Origin of the sequence: Bifidobacterium sp. WK041_4_12 (assembly GCF_041080795.1) — a bacterium.
Taxonomy (GTDB): Bacteria; Actinomycetota; Actinomycetes; order Actinomycetales; family Bifidobacteriaceae; genus Bombiscardovia; species Bombiscardovia aquikefiricola.
In genome coordinates this window covers 927,045-950,204 of sequence record NZ_CP129674.1, presented here as the reverse complement: position 1 = coordinate 950,204, position 23,160 = coordinate 927,045, and the positions used below count along the sequence as shown (strand labels likewise).

Below are 23,160 nucleotides of genomic sequence, written 5' to 3'. Positions count from 1 at the left end.
TTAACAAAATATGCACTCACTTGCCCATTCTGTTGGAAAGCTCACAATTTCCTAGCCCTGATGCATGTCAGATCAATGACGAGGCTGTGCGATATATTGGATTGTCCAGTTTTGTAAGAGGAATGGATACGAATGTCGCAATACTCTTCCCAATTGCAGGATGAACAACTCGCAACCGATCGCGCGTACGCACGCCTGGATTCATTACGCACCCAGATTCGTTCACGACTCGATACCGTCCGCGCTGCGGGATCGCATGGCTCACCGACCCAGCGCACCGAGCGCGATTCCTTCGCGACCCTGTACGAGGATCGTCTGGCCCAGCTGCGAGCGGTAGAGGATCGACTCGTGTTCGGCAGATTGGACAATACTCAGGGCGAACATCGCTATGTAGGGCGAATTGGATTGTCAAGCGAGGATCACGAGCCCATTCTTACCGATTGGCGAGCCGATGCCGCTCGCCCCTTCTACGAGGCCACTCCTTCACATCATGGAGATATCGTGATGCGTCGGCATATCACGCTGAGCTTTCGTGATGTCGTAGCCATCGAAGATGAAATTCTCGACATGAACGCCCCCACCGTCAATCAGGCGTCGCAATCGGGCACCCTCACCGGCGAGGGCGCATTGCTGGCTTCTCTGAGTTCACGACGCACCGGCAAGATGACCGACATCGTGGCCACCATCCAGGCTGAACAGGATCGAATCATCCGATCAGACATGGCACACGCAGTGGTGGTGCAAGGTGGCCCTGGCACCGGCAAGACCGCAGTCGCCCTGCATCGTGCTGCATATCTGCTCTATACCCATCGCCGCACACTGCAACGTTCGGGCGTGCTGATCATCGGACCCAGCTCTGCATTTCTGCACTATATCGACCAAGTGCTGCCCTCTCTGGGAGAAACGGGCGTCATCAGCCGAACCATCGGCGATCTGATTCCAGGAGTCGTAGCCACCGCGAAGGAATTGCCACGGGCTGCCGCTTTGAAAGGCGATATTCGCATGAGGCAAGCCATCGCCAATGCGGTGGCCGCACGTGTCAGAATTCCCCCGGTGTTGCCAAGCATTCATGTGAATGGCTTGCTCGTACCCATCGTGCAATCAGACATCGAACAGGCTCAGGGCGACGCACTTCGGACGCATCAACCGCATAACAAGGCGCGAAAGACATTCGTGCGCTCGATGATGCATGCGCTGACCAGCAGATATGCCGAGCAGCTCGATTACACTCCAGAGCAGTCTGAACTCTCGCACGCTCAATCCGTGTTCCGTCTCAACGATGACGTACGCAGGACGCTGAACCTTGCATGGCTTCCCATGAACGCGGCCTGGCTCCTGTCAGACATGTGGGCAAAACCTGAACATTTGAGACGTTATGCGCCTTGGCTCAGCAACGAAGAGATCCATATGCTCAGCCGTCCGCATGGTTCGCCGTTCACGGCTTCCGACATCCCCCTGCTGGACGAGGCGATGGATGTGCTCGGTCCCGATCCCAAGAGCGTGGTGAATTCCTCCGCTCAGGCATCAACACGCGCTCTCAATGAGCAGATTGCCTCAGAAACACTCGGGCAGGCTGGCATTGGCAATGGCATTGTCACTTCACAGATGCTGGTCGACCAGATGACGACCGACGATGACGAAACCATGGCCCAACGTGCAGCATCGGATCGAGAGTGGACCTATGGCCATATCGTGGTTGACGAGGCTCAGGAGCTGAGCCCCATGGACTGGCGCATGCTCATTCGCAGATGCCCGACACGTTCGTTCACGATTGTTGGTGACGTTGCGCAGACATCGGCTCTGGGAGGTTCCAGATCATGGCAGAAGACCATGACCCCCCTCTTCGGGGAACACAATTGGACGCTGAACGAGCTCAGCATCAACTACCGCAACCCACAAGAGGTTTCCTCCCTGTCTTCACGCTTTGCCAAGCAGGAAGGGCTTTATATTTCAACCGTGAATGCGGTTCGAGCCATTCCCGATTCCGTGCAGCGCGTCACCGTCGAAAAGCCCTCAGACTTGCCTTCGAGCATATTCAAGGAGCTGGATGCGCTGCGACCACAGTTTGTTTTGTCTGATGGCAGTGGGCGCATAGCGATCATCGCTGACCCAAGCATGATACCCGGCATCTCTCATGACCTTGATGTCTACATCGACACGCATGTGCCTGCTGAAGACCGCTCCCGCCTTCAATCCCAGCATTCGTGGGACAGACAGATCGGCGTCTACAGCACGGAGGAAGTCAAAGGGCTGGAATTCGATGCGGTGATTCTTGTCGAACCAGGACTCATGGAGAACAATGCTCCGTCTCGTATCGTCGCGGCTTCCGATCTCTATGTTTCGATGACGCGGCCGACACAAAAGCTCGTCATCATTCGAACACAGCACGATACTGACGACCTCCCATTATAAGGTATGGAATATGCCTAAAGCTCTGCTACTTGAAAACATCCATCCTTTTGCGGCCGAATCGTTGCGCAACCATGGGTTTGAAGTCGATACGCAGCCAGGGGCACTCGACGAGGATGATCTGATCGAGGCTCTTGACGACGTGGACATTCTTGGAATTCGTTCCAAAACCAATGTCACGAAACGCGTTCTTGATGCGCGTCCCGGTCTGACCGCCATCGGTTGCTTCTGCATCGGAACAAACCAGGTCGATGTAAACTACGCCGGAACGCAAGGCATCGCAGTCTTCAATGCGCCATATTCGAACACGCGATCCGTGGTGGAACTGGTCATCAGCGACATCATCAGTCTGATGAGGAGAATCCCCGCACATTCGAATCGCATGCGCGATGGTGTATGGGATAAGTCTGCCTCGGGTTCGCATGAAGTACGTGGCAAGACTTTAGGAATCATCGGTTACGGCAATATCGGTGCACAGCTTTCCGTTCTGGCGGAAGCCTTGGGCATGCGCGTGGTCTTCTACGACATCGACGAGAAGCTCGCCCTGGGCAACGCACATCGGGCGGGGAGCCTGGAAGAGCTGCTGCTCCAGTCCGATGCGGTGACATTGCACGTTGACGGACGCAAGTCCAATACAGGTTTCTTTGGTGAAGATCAGTTCTCGCATATGAAGCAGGGTTCCATATTCATCAACATTTCACGAGGATTCGTCGCAGATCTCGATGCGCTGAAACGCCATCTCGAATCCGGTCATCTTGCAGGAGCTGCCATCGACGTGTTCCCCAAGGAACCTCGCAAAAGTGGGGATGCCTTCGACACCTCGTTGAACAAGGAAGACAATGTCATCCTGACACCGCATATTGGCGGTTCCACCCTCGAAGCGCAGGAATCGATAGGGCATTTCGTGTCTCAACGACTGCTGGACTACTGGGAAAAGGGATCCACGACACTTTCGGTGAATGTGCCGGAACTCACCTTGGGTACAGTTTCTGGCATTACACGCATCGCACATCTTCATAAGAATCTGCCTGGAGTACTCGCTCAGGTGAACCGGATTCTTGGTGAAGAGAACATCAATGTGAACGCACAATCTCTGGCGACGGAAGGCGAATTGGGATATGTGGTCACTGATGTTTCCAGCATGCCCAGCGCAGACGCCTTCAAGGCATTGCAGGACCTGTACGGCAGAATTCGCATGAGAACACTGCAATAGCTCTGTGCGTTGCGCGTCCACCATGACGACGCAGGCGTAACGAATGGCTGGCCGCTTTCTTAGGAATGCGGCCAGCCTTATATCCGGCTTCTATCTAGAGCCACATGGTGAGCGGTGTGGTCACCAAGTAATGGTGTCACCCGCAATGATCAGTGCCGGTCGGCGTTGTCTTCGCTTCTGAGATCTTCGATGGCGTGCTCAAAATCTGTCAGACCATTGAAATTCTGATAGACGCTGGCGAAGCGCAGGTATGCGACTTCATCAAGCTTTCGCAAGGGCTTGAGTATGGCCCTGCCGACTTCATCGGAATCAACCTGCGCGGCACCAAGCGAACGCAAATCTTCCTCGACCTTTTGTCCGAGAGCCCGGAGATCATCCTCGTTGATGGGTCTGCCCTGACATGCTTTTCGCACGCCGGAAATGACTTTGTCCCTATTGAATGCCTCTGCATTCCCCGAACGCTTCAGTACCATGAGACTCGATGTCTCTACCGTGGTGAAACGTCTGCCACATTTCGGGCATTCGCGACGTCTACGGATGGCGAAGCCATCGTCGCTGATACGGGTATCCACGACTTTCGTTTCTGAATTCTGGCAAAAAGGACAATGCATAGATACCACAGTAGTCTACTGCCCTCACTCTTCATCGCTGTGAATGAATGGAATGGTGAAAATCCCGTGAAACCGACGAAATCCTACTGCTGAGGAACGATGAGACGCTCCCCGGCCTGCAATGAGGTGGAATGCAGATTGTTCAGCTTCATCAGCTTATCGATGGTCTCGTTGACGTCACCGCCGGATGGCGTGATATCCGAGGCGTACTGCCACATGGTCTCGCCGGGACGAACCGTGTAGCTCGTCACCTGCTGAGGCGGTATGGAAGACTCAGCCTGCTTGACGCCGACGGTCAAACCGGCAAAGCACAGTGTGGCGGCAAGCAGCCCAGTAACAATCTTTCCACGACGAGTAAGCCTCATCCGCGTGCGACTGCCACGGACAGCCTTACAGGTATGCACGCCGTCAGATGATGGCAGAAATTCTCCAATTTGCATCGTCATCGACATATTGACTCCTTCGAACATTTGTTCTATCGAACGTATGTTCTCATTGTGGCATAGTCTCACGATATTTCCAAGCCTAATTTCGAACATATGTTTGATTTCACAGAATTGTCACGGTAGAATCATGAGTGTCGATTGAAAGGAACCCACTCGTGAGCACCATCCCGTTCCGCCCCCAGAGCAACGAAGCGGCGTCCATCCATCACACTGCCGCCGACCACAAGCCTGTGCCCGGCCACAACGATGATGCGTCTGCGCATGGCGACGATGCAGCCACGCTCGGCAAGGGCTCGAACGCTCTTTCTCAACGTCAGCAATTGGTGCTTCAGGCCATTCGCAAACATGTCAGCGAACACGGCTATGCTCCATCGTTTCGTGAAATAGGCAACGCAGCCGGTCTCAAAAGCACTTCATCGGTCAAGCACCAGCTGGGCACGCTCGAAGAAAAGGGTTATATCCGAATCAGCGCCAATAAGGGTCGTGCCATTGAACTCGTGGAAGATCTGCATGCCACAGAGATTGACGATTCCCCTTCAGCGGCGCAGCACAAGGCAGAAGATGCGGCCAGCGAGTTCGAGCAACGGCTTCAAGCCAAGCAGTCCAGCACCTCAGCTTCAACCCCGAACGATCAGCCGCACATTGCGACAATTCTGCCCTTCCCTTCGATGGAATCTGAAAATCCATCGATTGCCGAATCGCGGGATGTACCTTTGGTGGGCCGCATTGCCGCAGGTGCTCCCATCACAGCCGAACAGCACGTTGATGATGTGATGCGACTGCCCCAGCGACTCACAGGATCTGGCAATCTCTTCATGCTTGAAGTGCATGGTGATTCGATGATCGACGCCGCCATATGTGACGGTGATTTTGTAGTAGTTCGCGAGCAGAACACCGCTCAGACCGGAGAAATCGTGGCAGCGCTTCTGGATGACGAAGCCACCGTGAAGACCTTCCGTCAGGACCACGGCCACGTATGGCTGATGCCCCACAATCCTGCATACTCACCGATCGATGGTACCCACGCCACCATCATGGGCATCGTCGTTACCGTGCTGCGAAAGATCTAAGCACTTCCACACCTGTGACTTCCCCACCTAAGCACTTCCACACCGTGCCGGTCAGATAAGATGCCCAAGACAAAATACCGATAACCGAATACCTATGACGAGATAGCTATGAAGAGGCGTTTATAGATGAAGTAGCGGCCACGAACCGCCTATGCATGAATATGCATCGTGCTTTCATAGCGTTGCTCATAACCTTCAGGCTCAATCTGGAAGGTGGTGTGATCGATGCTGACTGGAAAATGCGTGCGAAGGCACATCTGCATGCTGCGAAGAATTTCAGCGCGCTGACCGTCAGAAAGATTGCCGTTCACCACAATGTGCGCGCTGAGCTGGGTCATGCCTGTCGCCACGGTGCTGGCATGGAGATCATGGACTGCCACGACTCCAGGGACTCGGGCAAGATGCTTGCGCACAGCCTTCAGATCAAGCCCATGGGGAGTCTCCTCAAGCAGCACCTTCAGACTTTTGGTGATCAATCGAATCGCTCGAGGAATCATCAGCAGCGCTATCGCTCCGCCGATCAGGGCATCGGCATCCGTCCAGCCCAAGTACATGACCATAAGAGCCGCAACGATGACACCCACCGAACCAAGCGCATCATTCATGACTTCCAGGAAGGCTGCATGCATGTTCAGATTGTCTTTATGCGAGGATCGAAGAATGACAAGGGAGACAAGGTTGGCTGAAAGACCAATCAAGCCAAAGACCAGCATCAGCCCGATATCGTGAACGTGCTCCTCTTCGACACCGAACAATCGCAATGCCGATTCAATGCACGCATAGCCGCCGACCAAGAGAAGAATGGTGGAACCTGCTGCTGCGGTAATCACTTCCAGACGCGCCCATCCCCACGTCTTGCTCGCAGTTGGACGTCGTCTCATCAGGACTGCCGTGATGGTAGAGGCTACGAGCACCGTGACATCGGTGAGCATATGACCGACATCAACCAGCAGTGCAAGACTACCAGTAAGGATGACTCCGACGAGTTCAGCGATGAAGACCGTGAGGGTCAAGCCCAACGTTAGTGTCAGCGTCCTCTGATGCGCTCTGGTCTGTTGCTCGATTTCCTGTTCTCGTGCCGAATCCATGCCCCTCCGTTCCCTGGACTGTTAACCATACAAGCAATGTGCCTCAACCACCACCCCTGTCCACGAAGAGAGCATTGCAAAGGACGAACGCCGGTCATATAACGGGATGACCATATACTCGATGACATGCTTTCCTGCAGGCATGAAAAAGGGGATGCCCGTCAGAGCATCCCCTTCAACTGAAGTTGAAGACTGAAGGAATCAGAAGCCGAACTTGCTTGCCGTTTCCTTCAAGGTTTCAGCTGACCGAGTCAAGGCTGCAAGCTCGTCATCACTCAATGGCGTATTGATCTGGGTGTTAACGCCAGAACGGTTGAGAATGCTGGGAACAGACATGCATACATCGGAAATGCCGTGGAAGTCCTTCAACCAGGAACTCACCGGAAGAACGCGGTTGGTGTCATGCATGATGGATTCGATGATGTCCACACCTGACATGGCGATGGCATAGTTCGTTGCGCCCTTGCCTTCGATGATCTTGTATGCGGCATTCTTGACCTCTTGATGAATGTTTTCACGAGTCTGCGCATCAAGTTGGGCGTGACCGTCAAGGGCCTTCCATTCGCACATGGGAACGCCACCGATGGTTGCCGAAGACCACAGAGGAACTTCGGAGTCACCGTGTTCGCCGGCAATGTATGCGTGAACGTTCTTAACGTTCACACCGGTCTGCTGAGCGATGAGGAAACGAAGACGGGCTGAATCCAGGTTCGTGCCCGAACCGAACATCTGACCTGCAGGAAGGCCGGAGAGCTTCATGGAGACATGAGTGACAATGTCAACGGGGTTGGTGATGAGCATGAAGATGGCGTTGGGAGCGACCTTGACCAGGTTCGGAATGATCGCCTTCATGATGTTGATCGTGGCACCGGCCAAGTCAAGTCTGGACTGGCCTGGCTTCTGGCGAGCACCGGCAGTGATGACGATGACATCGGCATCACGGCAGATTTCAGGGTCGTCGGCACCATCGATCGACACCGTTGGATAGAAGCTTGAACCATGCTGCATATCAAGAACTTCTGCTTCAACGCGCTTTGCGTTGATATCCTCCAAAACGATTTGTCGCGCAACGCCCCTCTGCGCGGCAGCAAACGCCAAGGTCGAACCAACCGCTCCCGCACCAACAATAGCTAATTTGGTTGTCCTAAAACGTGAATCCGCCATATTGAACCTCTCTAAAATGACCCGAAGATTGGCCGGGCTCTCTGTGTTATTCAGTCCCACTCTAACGAGACGAGTTGACGTTTATTCGACTGCCTGATCCACCACTCTGGCGGCAAGTCTATTGTCCACGTCGGCCTGAATATGAATGCCGCGATCAAGATAATCAACATCCATCACTCTGCCGCGTTCACGTATTTCAGACACCAGTGAACCACTGGTATACGGCAGAACGGCATCTATATGGACATCTGGAACCGGCAGCAGACTTTCAATGGCCTCTCTCAGCTCCGTAAGGCCTTCGCCGGTTCTCGCCGACACCAGATATGCAGAGGGCATGAGTTGGTGAAGACGTTCTGCGACAACATCGCTCACCGCATCGATCTTGTTGAATACGACGATGCGGGGTATCGATGCCACTCCCGGAATATCTTCCAGAACCGCATTCACGGCATCGATCTGCGAAAATGGATCGGGGTGAGAACCGTCGACGATATGGATGATGATGTCTGCGACACCAGCCTCCTCCAAGGTCGATTTGAAGGCCTCGACCAACTGGGTCGGCAGACGTCTGACAAAACCGACGGTATCCACGTACGCATAGACGCGGCCATCCTGCGTCTCGGCCCGGCGTACGGCGGTGTCCAAAGTTGCGAACAGAGCGTTCTCCACCAACTCGCCTGAACCGGTAAGACGATTCGTGAGTGACGACTTTCCGGCGTTCGTATATCCAACGACCGCAACCGTGGGCATGTCAGAGCGTTTGCGCGAGCCACGCTTGATATTGCGTGCCGGTTCCATACGCGCTATCTGACGACGCAATTTTGCGATTCGCGTTCGAATCACACGCCGATCCATTTCAATCTTGGTTTCACCAGGGCCACGCGAACCGATACCACCGGCCTGACCGGCCGCCTGACCGCCAGCCTGTCTGGAGAGAGAACCTCCCCAGCCGCGAAGTCGCGGAAGCATGTATTCAAGCTGGGCGAGTTCAATCTGAGCCTTGCCCTCTCGACTGGTTGCATGCTGTGCGAAGATGTCGAGGATGACTGCCGTTCTGTCAACGACCTTGACCTTGGTCACATCCTCAAGCGCACGACGCTGCGAAGGGTGAAGATCATCGTCAACGATAATCGTATCGGCTTCGAGCCGTGCCACGAGTCCAGCCAATTCATACGCCTTGCCTGAGCCGACATAGGTTGCCGAATCCAGTTTGGCGCGTTGCTGCAACACTCCGTCGAGCACCTGCGCGCCGGCGGTCTGTGCCAGTGCAGCAAGCTCCCGCATGGACTCCTCGGCCTTGGCAAAGCTCGTTTCTGCGCTGGACCATACGCCAGCCAGCACGACGCGCTCGAGACGAACCTTGCGGTATTCGACTTCCGTAACGTCTTCAAGCTCGCCAATGCCCGTCACATGCCGGAATTCATTGCGCTGCTCTCGCTCCTGCCATGCTTCGGGAAGGTACTCGGTTCCTTGGCTGTCATGAAGCACCTCTGAATGGCTGGCCAAGACATCGTCAGCGTGTTCCTTCGCTTGGGAATCAAGCTCGTCTGGGTCGATCGATACGGTTACGTTCACAGCCTTGCGCTGTGTTGCATCCTGTTGAGAAAATTGCTTCAATTGCACCTCTGCTGCGCATTCATTGCTGGTTCACGATGAAATTATGGTCTGGTTACGCTATGCGGGTAGGATTATGAACTTGGAAATCCGCGCATCGCCTACCATATTCCTTGTATTATCATCACGAGTTGCGACATGTTCACTGGCAATGGAATGTTTGTTGGAGAAGATGCAAGGCGCATAGTGCATGATGCAGCAAGCAGAGGGCAGGGATAGGTCATGGCTTCACCAGAGAACACAGCTACCGGGCAATACTTCGCCGCACACCCTGAAACACCCGACGTCCGGCGAGCGCTCACGGTGAGCTTGCGCGGACACGCCATGAACGTTGAGACCTCGCACGGCGTGTTTTCCATGAATCGAGTCGATCTGGGCACGTCGGTGTTGCTTAAGCATGCGCCGGAAGCTCCAGAGCACGGCCGATTCCTCGATCTTGGATGCGGCTGGGGTCCCATTGCGCTCTCCCTTGCGAAAGGCTCTCCAGATGCACAGATCGTTGCGGTAGATGTCAATGAACGGGCCGTTGAGCTCACTGCTCACAATGCACGCGTGAATGGACTCTCGAATGTGACGGCATTCACCCCTGAGCAGCTCCCCGCTGACATGAGCTTCGACCTGATATGGTCGAATCCTCCAATCCGCATAGGAAAAGCCGATCTGCACGCGCTGCTCTTGCGCTATCTCGCACGTGTGAATGCAGGTGGCGATGCGTATCTGGTCGTGCAGAAGAATCTGGGAGCTGACTCGTTGAAGGTCTGGCTCGATTCGACGCTGAATGCGTCCTCTGGCCCGGATGAAGGCACCAAGTCGTGGACCGTTGAAAAGACAGCTTCGTCGAAGGGTTTTAGAATCCTGCATCTTCACCGCAATGTAGGCGTGCAGCGCCCAGATGGAGATACCGCACACGATGGCAGCCCTGTCGCAGACATCAGTCAATCCGATACGGGTAGCAGTCCATCCGGCTCAGAACGCCAGCTTCCAGAAGACAAGACGGAGTATCTCGCCATATGAGGTTTGATTATCCACAGGAATTGCCGGTCAGCGCCGCCCGAACTGAAATCGAGCAGGCTGTTCGCAAGTCTCAGGTCGTTATCGTTTCCGGTCAGACCGGTTCAGGAAAGACCACCCAGATTCCCAAGATTGTATTGCAGATGGGCAGGGGAACTCACGGCCACCAAATCGTTCACACCCAGCCTCGTAGAATAGCAGCCAGAACGGTTGCCGAACGCATCGCGCTCGAACTCGGCGTACATCTCGGCGACGAGGTTGGTTTCCAGGTTCGATTCACCGATGAAAGCTCGCCAAAGACACGCCTGCGAGTGGTCACCGATGGCATTCTGCTCGCGCAGATACAGCGGGATCCGAAACTCAGCGCATATGACACCATCATCATCGATGAGGCGCATGAACGCAGCCTGAACATCGACTTCCTGCTCGGATATCTGACTGCTCTGCTCCCCCAGCGTCGCGACCTGAAGCTGATCGTCACGTCAGCCACCATCGACTCTGAAAAGTTTCAGAAACATTTTGCAAGGGCTCTGCACACGAAGGTGCCCATCATCGAAGTGTCCGGACGAACCTACCCCGTTCAAATCGTCTACGAACCTTTGGATGAGCCCCCTGCCCTGATGAATCATGTCGATGGATTCGCTGGCAATCAACGCTTTTCCACAGATCACCACGGCAGCCACTCCAACGGTGACAGCTACGACAACGATGACGCTTTGGACATCTCTGAAGGTGTCGCCAGGGCGTGCACCGAATTGGTGACGCTTTCGGCCCACGATCAGGGCGCGCGAGACATTCTCGTCTTTGCATCCGGCGAACGCGACATCCATGAGTTCGAAAGCGCGCTGAACAAGCATTTTGGACCTCGAACCGCCGACATGCGCCGCCCCGATGCCATCGAGATCATCCCCCTGTTTGCAAGGCTCTCTTCCAAGGACCAGCACAGGGTATTCGATCACCATGCTCATCAGCGCATCGTGATCGCCACCAATGTTGCAGAAACCTCGCTGACCGTGCCGGGAATCCGCTATGTCGTAGACCCGGGAACCGCTAGAATCAGCCGATACTCGAAATCAGCAAAGGTTCAGCGGCTGCCCATTGAAGACATTTCGCAGGCGAGTGCCAACCAGCGCGCCGGACGGTGTGGCCGAATCGCCGATGGTATCGCCATACGCCTGTATTCCTCACAGGATTTCGAGACAAGGCCGAAATTCACCGAACCAGAGATTCTCAGAACTTCCCTCGGCGCTGTGGTGCTTCACATGCTTTCGGTCGGCGTGGCAAAAACAGCCAGAGATGTCACCGAATTCGGCTTCATCGACCCACCTGACATCCGTGCCGTCTCCGACGGATTCACCGAACTGACCGAGTTGAAGGCAATAGCGGCGAACAGGAGCTCGCACAGCGATGTTCGGCTTACCTCGATAGGTCGCCAACTCGCTCGCATACCGATTGACATCCGACTCGGCAGAATGGTTATTGAAGCCGCCAAGAACACGCCGAACACCCTGGCAGCGGTTTTGGTTGTCGTCGCCTTTCTCAGCCTTCAGGATCCACGCGAGCGCCCTCAGGAAAAGCGTGAGGAAGCGGATCGGATTCATAACAGATATGTCGATCAGACGAGCGACTTTCTCACGGCCCTGAACATGTGGGATCGCTTCTTCCAAGCTGACGGGGATCCAGGCAACGGAGCGCTGCGACGTTTGAGCAGATCCGAGATGATGAGCTATATGCGCATGCGTCAGTGGCGTGATCTCTATCGTCAGCTGGCTCAGATGTGTCATGAACTCAAGTTCAAGGTGGGAGAACCGTTGCCAAGCTCGCGACCTGACTTGGCCATACGTCAGCTTCCCATGAATCAGCAGGCGGCGTTCAGTCTGGCATGCTCGTGGGATGGCGAAGGCATTCATCGTGCCATGCTGGCCGGTCTCCTCTCAAATATGGGCATGCAGGTGATTCGAGAGCCCAAGGCCTCGGATTTCGCAGGCTTGCATGGCGCTGCTCGGGCGCGGGCCATGAAACGAGCGCAGAAAACATCCCATAATGAGTATCAGGGTGCTCGTGGCACCCATTTCGCACTGTTCCCCGCCTCTGGAGTTGCCAAAACCACTCCAGAGTGGGTGATGGTGACCGATCTGGTTGAAACCTCTCGTCTGTGGGCTCGCAATGCCGCGAAAATCGATCCCGAATGGGCGGAATCCCTCGCAGGTTCTTTGACGCGCGTTACCTATGCCGAACCGCACTGGGCTGCCTCCCATGGCTCTGCCATAGCCAGCTCCAAGGTTCTGCTCTATGGTTTGCCCATCGTGCAGGGCAGAACGGTGCAGTGGGGCTCCATCAATCCCGTGGAGGCACGAGATTTTTTGATTCGGCAAGGCTTGGTCGAAGGCGACGTTCAGCAGCGATTCTCGTATGACACATTCGTACAGGCCAACCGCGCTGTTCTTGATGATGCCGACGAGGAAAGCAGTCGTACGCGCAATGTCGGCGAAACAGTGAACGATGAGGATCTCTACGACTTCTACGATCAGGTGCTGCCAGATGGCATCACCTCAGTGGCTGCGCTCGCCCATTGGTGGAAACACGAGCATGACCAGAATCCCCATCTGCTCGATTTCGATCCAACGAAGATCGATCGTCTGCAAACGTCGACTTCGCACAATCTTGACGACTATCCAGATCATTGGAAGGGCACAGCCAGCGACGGCTCGACATACAGCCTGCGATTGAGCTATGTATACAATCCGCAGGCACCTGACGACGGTGTGAGCGTCCACATTCCCGTAAAGCTGCTTGCCAGACTCAGACCTGAAGCATTTACGTGGAATGTTCCTGGCCTTCTTGATGATGTCATTCTTTCGACCATCAAATCCCTGCCCAAGGCGTTGCGCGTCCAATTCGTTCCGGCGCCGGATACTTCGCGTGCGATTCGCACCTGGATCGACGAACGCTATCCTCATCTTCCAGGTCTGGGCACATCGCGCAACGATCACACGGATAATGCGGATTCAAAATCATCGGAGGATTCACTCACACGATGGCCGGAATTCTCGCAGGTCTTTACCGAAGCTGCCATCGCAATATCGGATGCGCAGATTCATCCGAGCGTATTCGATGCAGAACAGCGCAAGCGCATGCCTGACTACACCAGAATGACATTCGTGATTGAAGATTCGACAGCGCACAGTCCTCACCATGGACGCCATCGGCGGCATCAGCAGGTGAAGGTTCTTGGATCTGGAAAATCCCTGACACAGCTGCAGCATCGTTTTGCCGAACAATCCGAAGCCGCAGCAAAGCAGCAGGTGGGAAGGAAAGCTGCGGAAGCCGCGAGCGAGGGCAAACCCGTGGAACAGAGCAGACTGCTGCATCAGGCTGGGGCCACCACGACATCGCATTCGCAAATGTTGTGGAAGGCCGCCGTCAAGACACTGCAGCTTCCGGCCGATCGCATTTCGTCTCGATGGCTGGGAGAAGAGGCGCTGATGCTTGCCGCAACGCCATATCCGAGCACGAAGGCACTGATACAGGACTTGCAATGGGCAACCGTGAAGCGGCTGCTGCCCGATGTTGATGGGATCACATCCGATCAGGCACTGGCGCAGGCAGTCGAAGACGTGCATGAAGTCTATGAGGATACGGTCTATGCCGTGGCACATGATGTGATTCACATCATGAAGCGTTATGCCCAGATCGATAGAGCGATTTCAGGTCCTGCCGATCTGCCCCTGCTGGCGGTGCTGCAATCGATTCGTGAGCATATGGCATCGTTGGTGCATCAAGGGTTTGTGAGAGACACCCCAGGATGCGAGTTGCCCCATGTTGAGCGCTTCCTCCATGCTGACCTGATTCGTCTGGAAAAGGCGAAGAAGGACAAGTCCCGCGACGTTCGTTGGGCATGGGAGGCCGATCAGGCACAACGAATGGTGAATGACGCTCAACGCAAGGCCCAGTCCGAACCGGCAGGCGAGCGCAGAGATCAGCTCGTGGCCCAAGCTGAACAGGCTCGGTGGATGCTTGAGGAATTCTATGTCTCGCTCTGGGCTCAGGAACTCGGCACCTCGCAGCCGGTGAGCATGCAGCGCATACGAAAATTGGTGCAGAGATGATCGTTCCTGCCAACCTGACGTGTTCCACTACTATGGTGCATGATGAAGATGACTAGACACCAATCCCGACGCAAGCGTTCCTCGAGTCGCAGGAAGCGCAGCAGCTTCATAGTCCGAACATGGCGCAAGATGTCGTTCGGCAAGCGAATCGCATGGTGTTCAGGCTCGACGATTGCAGTCATTCTTGCCATGACCTTAATCATGCTTGGCATTCGCTCGGAACAGTATCGTGCTGCGGTGCAGCAGGCGCAGCAACGTCAGGAACTGTTCAGCACGCGCTATGATTTCAATCCGGGGAAGATCGTCAGCGATGACGAGTTTTTCGATAGTGCCACCATGAACGCCTCATCGGTACAGAGCTTTCTCAATGCAAGGAACGATGCTTGCCAGGGCAGCTCCTGCCTCAAGAATTACAAGCAGGACACCACCGATATCGCCGCTGATTCACTGTGCAAGGCATACAAGGGTGGCAAGGCACAGTCTGCCGCAACCATCATCGATGGCGTGGCACGCTCGTGCGGCATCAATCAGAAAGTTCTTCTCACCTTGCTACAGAAGGAACAGCAGCTTGTCAGCTCGACCAACCCCAGCGCGTGGCAGTACAAATCCGCCATGGGACTCTCCTGCCCTGACGATGCCAGTTGCGATCCGAAATATGCGGGATTCTTCAACCAGGTCTATGGCTCAGCCAAACGCTTCAAATATTATCTCGCCCATGATTCCGAATATTCCTATCATGCAGGCCAACTGAATTACATAGCCTTCAGTCCCACAGCATCGTGTGGCGGCACAAAGGTGTTCATTGAGAACCGTGCCACGGCGCTGCTCTATATCTATACCCCGTATCAGCCCAATGCTGCAGCCCTGGCCGCCGTGGTCGGCAAAGGCGACTCATGCTCGAGCTACGGCAATCGTAACTTTTCGTACATATATAAGCACTGGTTCCCCGTCACTGACGAGCAACACTAGAAGATGCGGATTAAACAGCCCCAGCAACGCCGAAATTGAACACTGATAAGTCGAAATCTCAACATATTCGACGGAAAATTCCCCGAGCCATTGAGTTTTGTTGCCTTTCCACAGTATGCAGGCTCATATTCGTTGAAATCTGAGCTGAGACAGGCCAAAAATCGACATGTCTACTGTGAAAAGGCAACAAAACTCGCTAAGCGGATTTTTTAGAGCGTCGGTAAGTATTTTTGAAGCTCGTATGGGGTGACTTGCAAGCGGTATTCATCCCATTCCTTGCGCTTGTTGCGCAGGAAATACTCAAAAGCGTGTTCGCCAAGCACATCGGCAACGAATTCGGACTTCTCCATGATCTTCAAGGCCGCATCCAGAGAATCGGGCAGTGGCTCGATGCCCATGGACTGGCGTTCCACATCCGTGAGTTCCCACACATCGTCGCTGGTCGGCTCAGTCAGCGTCATCTGCTGTTCGATGCCATCCAACCCGGCAGCAAGCAACACGGAGTATGCCAGATACGGATTGGTAACAGGATCGAGCGCACGGAATTCCATGCGAGCGGAATTGCCCTTGCCCGGCTTGTACTGAGGGATTCTCAACAGTGCGGAACGGTTGTTATGACCCCAGCACACATAGCTTGGAGCTTCGTTACCGCCCCACAGCCGCTTGTACGAGTTCACATACTGATCGGTGACCGCCGTGATTTCTGCAGCATGGTAAAGGATGCCAGCTGCGAACTGTCGCGCCGTCAACGACATGTTGAATTCCTGCCCAGCCTCGTAGAAGGCATTACCGTCACCTTCAAAAAGACTCAGGTGCGTATGCATGCCCGAACCCGGCTGATCAGACAATGGCTTGGGCATGAAGCTGGCATGGATGCCACGTTCAAGCGATACCTCTTTTACCACCGTTCTGAAGGTCATGATGTTGTCGGCTGTGGTGAGGGCATCGGCGTATCGCAGATCGATCTCGTTCTGCCCCGGTCCTGCCTCATGGTGGGAATATTCAACTGAAATGCCCATCTGTTCAAGCATGTTCACCGTTGCACGGCGGAAATCCATCCCTGGGCTGCGTGGCACATGATCGAAATAACCGCCATGATCGATAGGCGTGGGTACCTGCGACCAATCTTCCTGCTGCTCAAAGAGATAGAACTCAATCTCAGGATGCACATAGAAAGTGAAACCCTTGTCCTTGGCCTTCGAAAGCGCTCTCTTCAACACATGACGCGGATCGCCGAGACTTGGCTCACCATCCGGCGTCAGAATGTCACAGAACATGCGCGCCGTGCCCTGCGGGCCTCCTCGCCAAGGCAGAATCTGGAAAGTCGAGGGATCAGGCTTGACGATCATATCGTCTTCCGAGACTCTGGTCATGCCCTCAATGGCAGATCCATCGAATCCCAGACCCTCTTCAAATGCCGCTTCGAGCTCCGCCGGCGCTATCGCCACGGATTTCAGCGTTCCCAATACATCGGTGAACCACAAACGAATGAAACGTACATCGCGTTCCTCAACGGTGCGTAACGCAAACTCCTGCTGTTTATCCATGTCTGCTATGCTCCCATGCATTTATTTCCTAATTAATACTACGCTTCGGCGTGTCTGAGAACCCGGTGCTTCTTAAGTGCCACTGCACATCTGCCGACAACGCTGTCCCCGGACAGATCTAGCGGGCGAGATTCAGCGCGTCCTCAAGACGGAACGCGCCGGAATATAAAGATTTTCCAAGAATGGCAGAATCGACTCCCAAAGCCTCCAGATCAGCTATGTGTTCGATGTCCTTCAGCGACGAGATGCCGCCTGATGCCGTGACGTTCGCGGACGTGCACTCTGCGACTTCACGAAGCAGCTCGACGTTGGGACCGCTCATCATGCCATCTCGCGATACATCGGTCACCACATATCGTTCACAGCCAACCGAATCAAGGAAGGTGATGGTCTCGAACAAATCGCCACCTTCGCGCGTCCAGCCGCGAGCAGCCAGAGTGTGGCCGCGAACGTCCAGACCGACGGCAACGCAGTCGCCATAGCGTTTGATCGCTTCCGCTGTCCAGTCTGGATTTTCCAATGCTGCCGTACCGATGTTGACTCGCGATGCTCCGGCATCGAGCGCCTCGTCGAGACTTTCATCGTCTCGAATGCCGCCACTCATTTCGATATGCACCTTCGAACCGAGTTCCTTGGCGATGGCCTTCAGCTGGCTCCGGTTGTTGCCCGTTCCAAACGCGGCGTCCAAGTCCACAAGATGAATCCACTCAGCGCCGGCATCTACCCATGTTCTCGCAGCGTCCAAGGGGCTGCCATAATCCGTCTCTGAACCCGAAGCGCCCTGTCTAAGTCTTACGGCCTTGCCATTTCTCACATCGACTGCTGGAAGAAGAGTCAGCATGAATATATCCTTTCAACGCATCACATACATAGCTATGGTAGCGTCTCACGAGAAATTGCGAAAAGTGGCTATCCAATTCTTCAGCAGTCGCGCGCCTGCCTGCGCGGATTTTTCGGGATGAAATTGGGTCGCCGACAGTGGGCCACGCTCATAGGCAGCGACGAAACTGCTCCGACCATAGCTGCAGCGTGTCACCATGCCGGGATCAGAGCCCAAGCCATCCACGTCAACATCGTGTGCATCCAATGCCGCGTATGAGTGGACGAAGTAGAAACGTTCATGTTCCACGCCGTGAAGCAGCGTCGTACCTTCCGCTGCCTGAACCGTATTCCACCCAGTATGAGGAACCACGTCAGCATCGAGCCGTGCAACCTTGCCGCCGATCAGCCCAAGACCCTGGGCATGGATTCCCCTTTCGACTCCAGACTCGAACATGACCTGCTCGCCGACGCAGACGCCCAGGACTGGTCTGCCATCTGCCAAGCGCTCTTTGATGACCTGTTCGCCACCTACATCACGCAGGCCTTCCAGACAGGCCGCCAACGCTCCGACACCAGGAACGACGACACCATCCGCTTCCATCGCGGCACGGTGATTTGATGTCAGAGTCACATCTGCACCGACATTGACGAGTGCACGAACCATTGAGCGAACATTGCCGAAGCCATAATCAAAAACAACGATGGAAGTCATTGGTGCTCCTCACAGCAGTGGAATGAAAGATCTCTACGGTACTGCAATACTGTACGCGTTCTGGAAACATGCTCATTCGCCTGTCTCGCCCGCAGATGAATCAGGACCAAGACGCATATGCCGGGCGATGATGCCCATGGCCTGATCGTGGTCCACGTCATCGGTATTGACCACAGTGATGCCGTTCTGCTTCAAGGAATCGACGCTCACCGTGCCAATCATAATGTCTTCAACGAACGGCGCACTCGATGCGAAGAGGATGGGAGGAGCGAATTCCTCACCTGACTGGCCACGCATCCACAATGTCGCGTTGAGTTTATTGGCTCTATTCACCGCAAGAACGACGGAAAGACCTGAGACGACATCGGTCAAATCCTGAGCTGCATGTTCAGGACCGTCCGCCTCATGCGTATCGAGCACGGCAACGGCACCTTCGGACGACTCGATGCAGCGCGCTGAAATATCGGAGATGCGACAGAACGCTGCCAACAATTCGGCGGATGCGATGCGTGTAATGATCACCGCAACCTTGACCTTGTCACCAATCAGACCTTCAAGTTCGTTGGTGAAGTCAGGGTCAATATCAAGCCCGTCAGTCCCGTCTTCGCCGAGGTTGCCGGAATCGTCAGCTCCACTCCCGTGAACGTCGTTAGAGGCATTCGCTTCGGAATCAGAGCCGCTTTGATCAGAGGAATCGGCATCATCCTCAGCACCGTTGCGATGGGTTCCAGCCGGATGAATCGTATCGTCATCTCCGAAATTGAAATCACCATCTACCTGTTTGTTGAAATCCTCCTCGAAACTGGCAAATGCGGCATCAATTTCTTCATCACTCAGTGAATCTGCAGAAGCCTTGTGCGAATCTGCTTGCTCGCCGTCGCCGTGAGACTTCTTCTCATTGGCCGCATTCATCTCTTGCGCGTTGCGGTTGTTGGAGTCTTTCTCATGAGCATCGTGATCTTCGGAACCCGAGTTATTCGCATCAGGGCCGTTTCCAACAGGGCCGTTCGCATCGGGCCGGTTTCCATCGTGTCTGTTTCCATCAGATGAAGAATCGTTCACAGTGCTCCCTTCGTGCTTGGAATGCCGGTGACACGAGGATCGGATTCCACTGCCACACGCAGGGCACGAGCCAAGGCCTTGAACTCTGCCTCTGCTATGTGGTGCGGGTCGCGCCCTGCAAGCAATGTCATGTGCAGACAGATGCCCGCATGCAAGGCGATGGATTCCATCACATGACGCACCAGAGATCCGGTGAAATGTCCCCCGATCAGAGCGAATTCGAAGCCCTCGGGCTCGCCTGTGCACACGACATACGGTCTGCCGGAAATATCGATGACCGCTCGTGCCAGCGCCTCGTCAAGAGGAACGGTCACGTCGGCAAAGCGTCGAATGCCTCGTTTGTCACCAAGAGCCTTCTTCAGGGCTTCGCCAAAGACGATGGCGATGTCCTCGACCGTGTGATGCACGTCAATATCGGTATCGCCGCTGGCCTTGATATCCAGATCAATCAGCGAATGCTTGCCAAGCGCAGTCATCATATGGTTGTAGAACGGCACACTCGTGTCAATATGAGTCTCGCCTGTACCGTCAAGATTCACACTGAGCGAAACATGGGACTCGCTGGTGTTGCGGGTTATTGATGCTGTGCGATTCATACCGTTGCTCCTTTATGACATGCCCTATGGAATTGTAGGCAGTCCATGGTTATCAACAGCGCTTCCGACTCAGCCGGTTGACTTTTTCGATGCCGAAATCAGCCATGCGGGTCTTCCACGCTATAGTACATGCTTGATTATTGTTGATTGTCTATCTCTGACAGCACTTCGGTGAATGCCGTTCTGAAGGTGGACATTTCCTCGTCTGTTCCCATGCAGACTCGAAGCCAGCCATCAGGTCCGACCACGCGAATCAGTATGCCACGTTCGAGCAGCTTGTCGAAGATGAGTGTGCGGTCATCAAATGTGCCAAACAGCAGGAAGTTCGATTCGGAATCTGCAACTTCGAGATTGCTGCCATGATAGTGCTGGCTTCTAAGCCACGCTGCAGTCTCTTCTCTGGTGCGACGCAGCTTGGCAACGCGCTTGAGCTGAAGGTCGGTATGTTCGAATGCAGCCAGAGCCGCCGCCTGGGTGATTGCGCTCAAATGGTAGGGCATGCGCACGATTCTCAAGCAATCGATGATGCCTGCATCCGCTGCCAGATAGCCGACTCGCGCTCCTGCAAAGGCGAAGGCCTTTGACATGGTTCTGGAAACGGCAAGATTGCGATGTTCGGGAATCAGGGATACGGCAGAGGGCGTTCCCGGATTGCGGAACTCCACGTATGCCTCATCGATGATGACCACAGGATGCGTGCCTTCCTGAGCGCCTGCAACCTGTGTGCGCTCGCATACGGCGAGCAATGTCTTGACATCGTCCAATGGCAGGTTGGTTCCTGTCGGGTTGTTCGGACTCGTCAGCAGTACCATAGACGGTCTGATGCTCGTGATGCCTTCGATGGTCTTGTCGAGGTCGATGGTGAAGTCATCCTTGCGGTGAATCACCTTCCACGAGGTGAAGGTGTCGCGCGCATATTCCGGGTACATGGAGTATGTCGGGTCGCAGCCGAGAGCGGTTCGTCCTGGTCCACCAAAGGCTTGGAAGAGCTGCAGCATGATTTCGTTTGACCCATTCGCACCCCACAGCTGTTCGACCGTGAGGCGAGTGCCGGATTCATAGGCAAGGTAGTCGCAGAATGCCTGACGCAGCCTGACGTGTTCGCGGTCTGGATAGCGGTTCAGAGTCTGCGCCACCTCTCTCACACGGCTTGCGATGGTATCGGCAACCTCGTCATCGAGCGGGTAAGGGTTCTCGTTGACGTTGAGGCATACAGGCACATCCAGCTGGGGAGCACCATACGGTTCTTCACCAACGAGGTCGTTGCGCAGAGGCAGCGATGATGGAATTGTTGTCATAGTAGGCCAGCCTCTCGTTCCTGTTCCTTTAGACTCTGCTTGTCGTAGGGGTCGCTGACGAAGCGTGTGAGCACGCATTCGCCATGGCCTGGCAGATCCTCGCTTACGGCAAAGGTGTTGATCTTGTCGGCAAGAGCCTTCAGACCATCCTCGTCATATTCAATGACCTCAACCGGTTTCATGAAGGTGTGCACGCCGAGGCCGCTTGCGAAACGAGCGGTTCCTCCAGTCGGAAGCACATGGTTGGAGCCTGACATATAGTCACCGAGCGGAACCGGTGAGAATGGTCCACGGAAGATGGCGCCAGCATTGCGGATATGGGAAATCGTCGTATCCGGGTCGGAGGTCTGAATTTCAAGATGCTCGGCCGCGTAAGCGTTGGCGGCGGCAATGGACTGTTCGAGATTGTCGGTCAGAATGATTCCCGACTGGGAGCCGCTCAGAGAGGTATGGACTCTTTCGCTATGCTCGGTTCGTGGAACTCTTCTGTTCAGGCTGTCCTGCACCTTCTGAATCTGAGACTCATCGTCGATGATGAGTACGGATCCTGCCAGTTCATCATGCTCGGCCTGTCCGATGAGGTCGGCTGCAAGATATTCAGGATTGGCGGTTGCATCGGCAAGAATCGCGATTTCCGTAGGCCCGGCAACCGCATCGATGCCCACGATGCCCGAAACGAGACTCTTTGCGGTTGCGACGAAGATATTGCCAGGACCGGTGATCTTGTCAACAGGGTCGCAGAGGATGTCACCATCCTGCTCCTCGCTGCCCACAGCGCCATAGGCAAACATGGCGATGGCCTGCGCACCTCCAACGGCATAGACTTCGTCAACGCCAAGAATGGCGCAGGTCGCCATGATTGTCGGATCAGGCAAACCCTCTGCGGACGATTTGGATGGCGGTGTAGCGATGGCGAGCGATTCCACTCCTGCAGCCTGTGCGGGTACGACGTTCATGATGACCGAACTCGGGTAGACTGCCTTGCCGCCGGGAACGTAGAGGCCAACGCGCTCGATGGGAATCCAACGCTCTGAAACGCGTGCACCTACTGCCAGATCGGTGTGGAAACCACTGGGAATCTGCGACGTGCTGACTGCACGGCAACGATGCACGGACTCCTCGATGGCCTCGCGAACCTTGGGATCAAGCGCATCCAAGGCCTCGTGGAGACGCTCCTTGGGAACTCTGAGATGAACCGGACGCACATGGTCGAAACGTTCTTCGTAATCTCGTAATGAGGCAGCACCACGCTTGCGTACGTCTTCGAGAATCGGACGAACGAGTTCGGTGGCCTCATGGGTGCCCATGGAGGCTCGCGGCATGGCTTTGAGAAGGTCGGCGCGGCTCAGATTCCTGCCGCGCAGATCGATTACATGCATTATGTTGTCTGTCATGACTTCGATGGTAGATTCCACCGAT

The 23,160-nt window shown here is 54.9% G+C and carries 17 protein-coding genes and 1 pseudogene; 6 read left to right on the top strand and 12 right to left on the bottom strand.

The features are described 5' to 3' along the window. Positions 1–132: 132 nt before the first annotated feature. The gene (locus QN215_RS04110; protein WP_369344834.1) at positions 133–2,412 is read left to right on the top strand and encodes an ATP-dependent DNA helicase; all 2,280 of its coding nucleotides are present in this window, start codon (positions 133–135) and stop codon (positions 2,410–2,412) included. Between the two features lie 10 nt (positions 2,413–2,422). Continuing rightward, entirely contained in the window at positions 2,423–3,622 is a 1,200-nt protein-coding gene (gene serA, locus QN215_RS04105) for a phosphoglycerate dehydrogenase (protein WP_369344833.1), read from the top strand. Positions 3,623–3,771: 149 nt separating this feature from the next. On the opposite strand, the gene nrdR is transcribed toward serA, so the two are convergent. After that, a complete protein-coding gene (gene nrdR / locus QN215_RS04100; protein WP_369344832.1) occupies positions 3,772–4,233 on the bottom strand; it encodes a transcriptional regulator NrdR in 462 nt (153 codons plus the stop codon). Between the two features lie 83 nt (positions 4,234–4,316). After that, positions 4,317–4,679 carry a LysM peptidoglycan-binding domain-containing protein gene (locus tag QN215_RS04095; protein WP_369344831.1) on the bottom strand — a complete coding sequence of 121 codons (363 nt, stop codon included), beginning with the start codon at positions 4,677–4,679 and terminating at the stop codon, positions 4,317–4,319. Between the two features lie 320 nt (positions 4,680–4,999). On the opposite strand from QN215_RS04095, the gene lexA reads away from it, so the two are divergent. Then, the gene (gene lexA, locus QN215_RS04090) at positions 5,000–5,749 is read left to right on the top strand and encodes a transcriptional repressor LexA (RefSeq protein WP_404978514.1); all 750 of its coding nucleotides are present in this window, start codon (positions 5,000–5,002) and stop codon (positions 5,747–5,749) included. Between the two features lie 149 nt (positions 5,750–5,898). Here lexA and QN215_RS04085 read toward each other — a convergent pair whose 3' ends face one another. The 3 genes from QN215_RS04085 to hflX all read right to left on the bottom strand — a co-directional run bounded on the left by QN215_RS04085 (position 5,899) and on the right by hflX (position 9,558). After that, on the bottom strand, positions 5,899–6,837 hold the full coding sequence (locus QN215_RS04085) for a cation diffusion facilitator family transporter (protein ID WP_369344830.1): 939 nt from the start codon (positions 6,835–6,837) through the stop codon (positions 5,899–5,901). A 201-nt stretch (positions 6,838–7,038) separates the two neighbouring features. Continuing rightward, positions 7,039–8,001 carry an L-lactate dehydrogenase gene (locus QN215_RS04080; RefSeq protein WP_369344829.1) on the bottom strand — a complete coding sequence of 321 codons (963 nt, stop codon included), beginning with the start codon at positions 7,999–8,001 and terminating at the stop codon, positions 7,039–7,041. Positions 8,002–8,082: 81 nt separating this feature from the next. Then, positions 8,083–9,558 (bottom strand): GTPase HflX, encoded by a 1,476-nt coding sequence (gene hflX, locus QN215_RS04075; RefSeq protein ID WP_404978513.1) that lies wholly within the window; start codon positions 9,556–9,558, stop codon positions 8,083–8,085. Positions 9,559–9,837: 279 nt separating this feature from the next. Between hflX and QN215_RS04070 the strand changes: the two are divergent. From QN215_RS04070 to QN215_RS04060, 3 genes and pseudogenes are all read left to right on the top strand, one after another. Continuing rightward, positions 9,838–10,488, top strand: a pseudogene (locus QN215_RS04070) (class I SAM-dependent methyltransferase); the annotation flags it as partial. 137 nt (positions 10,489–10,625) lie between these two features. Then, positions 10,626–14,735: an ATP-dependent RNA helicase HrpA gene (gene hrpA, locus QN215_RS04065; protein ID WP_369344827.1), complete on the top strand. Its 4,110-nt coding sequence runs from the start codon at positions 10,626–10,628 to the stop codon at positions 14,733–14,735. Positions 14,736–14,783: 48 nt separating this feature from the next. Then, positions 14,784–15,704 carry a hemagglutinin gene (locus QN215_RS04060; protein WP_369344826.1) on the top strand — a complete coding sequence of 307 codons (921 nt, stop codon included), beginning with the start codon at positions 14,784–14,786 and terminating at the stop codon, positions 15,702–15,704. Positions 15,705–15,913: 209 nt separating this feature from the next. Here the strand turns inward: QN215_RS04060 and glnA are convergent, their stop codons facing one another. The 7 genes from glnA to hisD all read right to left on the bottom strand — a co-directional run bounded on the left by glnA (position 15,914) and on the right by hisD (position 23,135). Then, positions 15,914–17,251 carry a type I glutamate--ammonia ligase gene (gene glnA / locus QN215_RS04055; RefSeq protein ID WP_369344825.1) on the bottom strand — a complete coding sequence of 446 codons (1,338 nt, stop codon included), beginning with the start codon at positions 17,249–17,251 and terminating at the stop codon, positions 15,914–15,916. A gap of 118 nt (positions 17,252–17,369) precedes the next feature. Continuing rightward, a complete protein-coding gene (gene priA, locus QN215_RS04050) occupies positions 17,370–18,092 on the bottom strand; it encodes a bifunctional 1-(5-phosphoribosyl)-5-((5-phosphoribosylamino)methylideneamino)imidazole-4-carboxamide isomerase/phosphoribosylanthranilate isomerase PriA (protein WP_369344824.1) in 723 nt (240 codons plus the stop codon). A 45-nt stretch (positions 18,093–18,137) separates the two neighbouring features. After that, positions 18,138–18,785 (bottom strand): imidazole glycerol phosphate synthase subunit HisH, encoded by a 648-nt coding sequence (gene hisH, locus QN215_RS04045; protein WP_369344823.1) that lies wholly within the window; start codon positions 18,783–18,785, stop codon positions 18,138–18,140. A gap of 72 nt (positions 18,786–18,857) precedes the next feature. Continuing rightward, complete coding sequence (locus QN215_RS04040; protein WP_369344822.1) at positions 18,858–19,847, bottom strand: hypothetical protein; 990 nt, start codon at positions 19,845–19,847, stop codon at positions 18,858–18,860. Further along, positions 19,844–20,443 (bottom strand): imidazoleglycerol-phosphate dehydratase HisB, encoded by a 600-nt coding sequence (hisB, locus tag QN215_RS04035; RefSeq protein ID WP_369344821.1) that lies wholly within the window; start codon positions 20,441–20,443, stop codon positions 19,844–19,846. Before hisB ends, QN215_RS04040 begins: the two co-directional genes overlap by 4 nt. 137 nt (positions 20,444–20,580) lie before the next feature. Next, positions 20,581–21,741, bottom strand: coding sequence for a histidinol-phosphate transaminase (locus tag QN215_RS04030; RefSeq protein WP_369344820.1), 1,161 nt, complete (start codon positions 21,739–21,741; stop codon positions 20,581–20,583). Then, positions 21,738–23,135, bottom strand: coding sequence for a histidinol dehydrogenase (hisD, locus tag QN215_RS04025; RefSeq protein ID WP_369344819.1), 1,398 nt, complete (start codon positions 23,133–23,135; stop codon positions 21,738–21,740). Before hisD ends, QN215_RS04030 begins: the two co-directional genes overlap by 4 nt. Positions 23,136–23,160 lie beyond the last annotated feature (25 nt).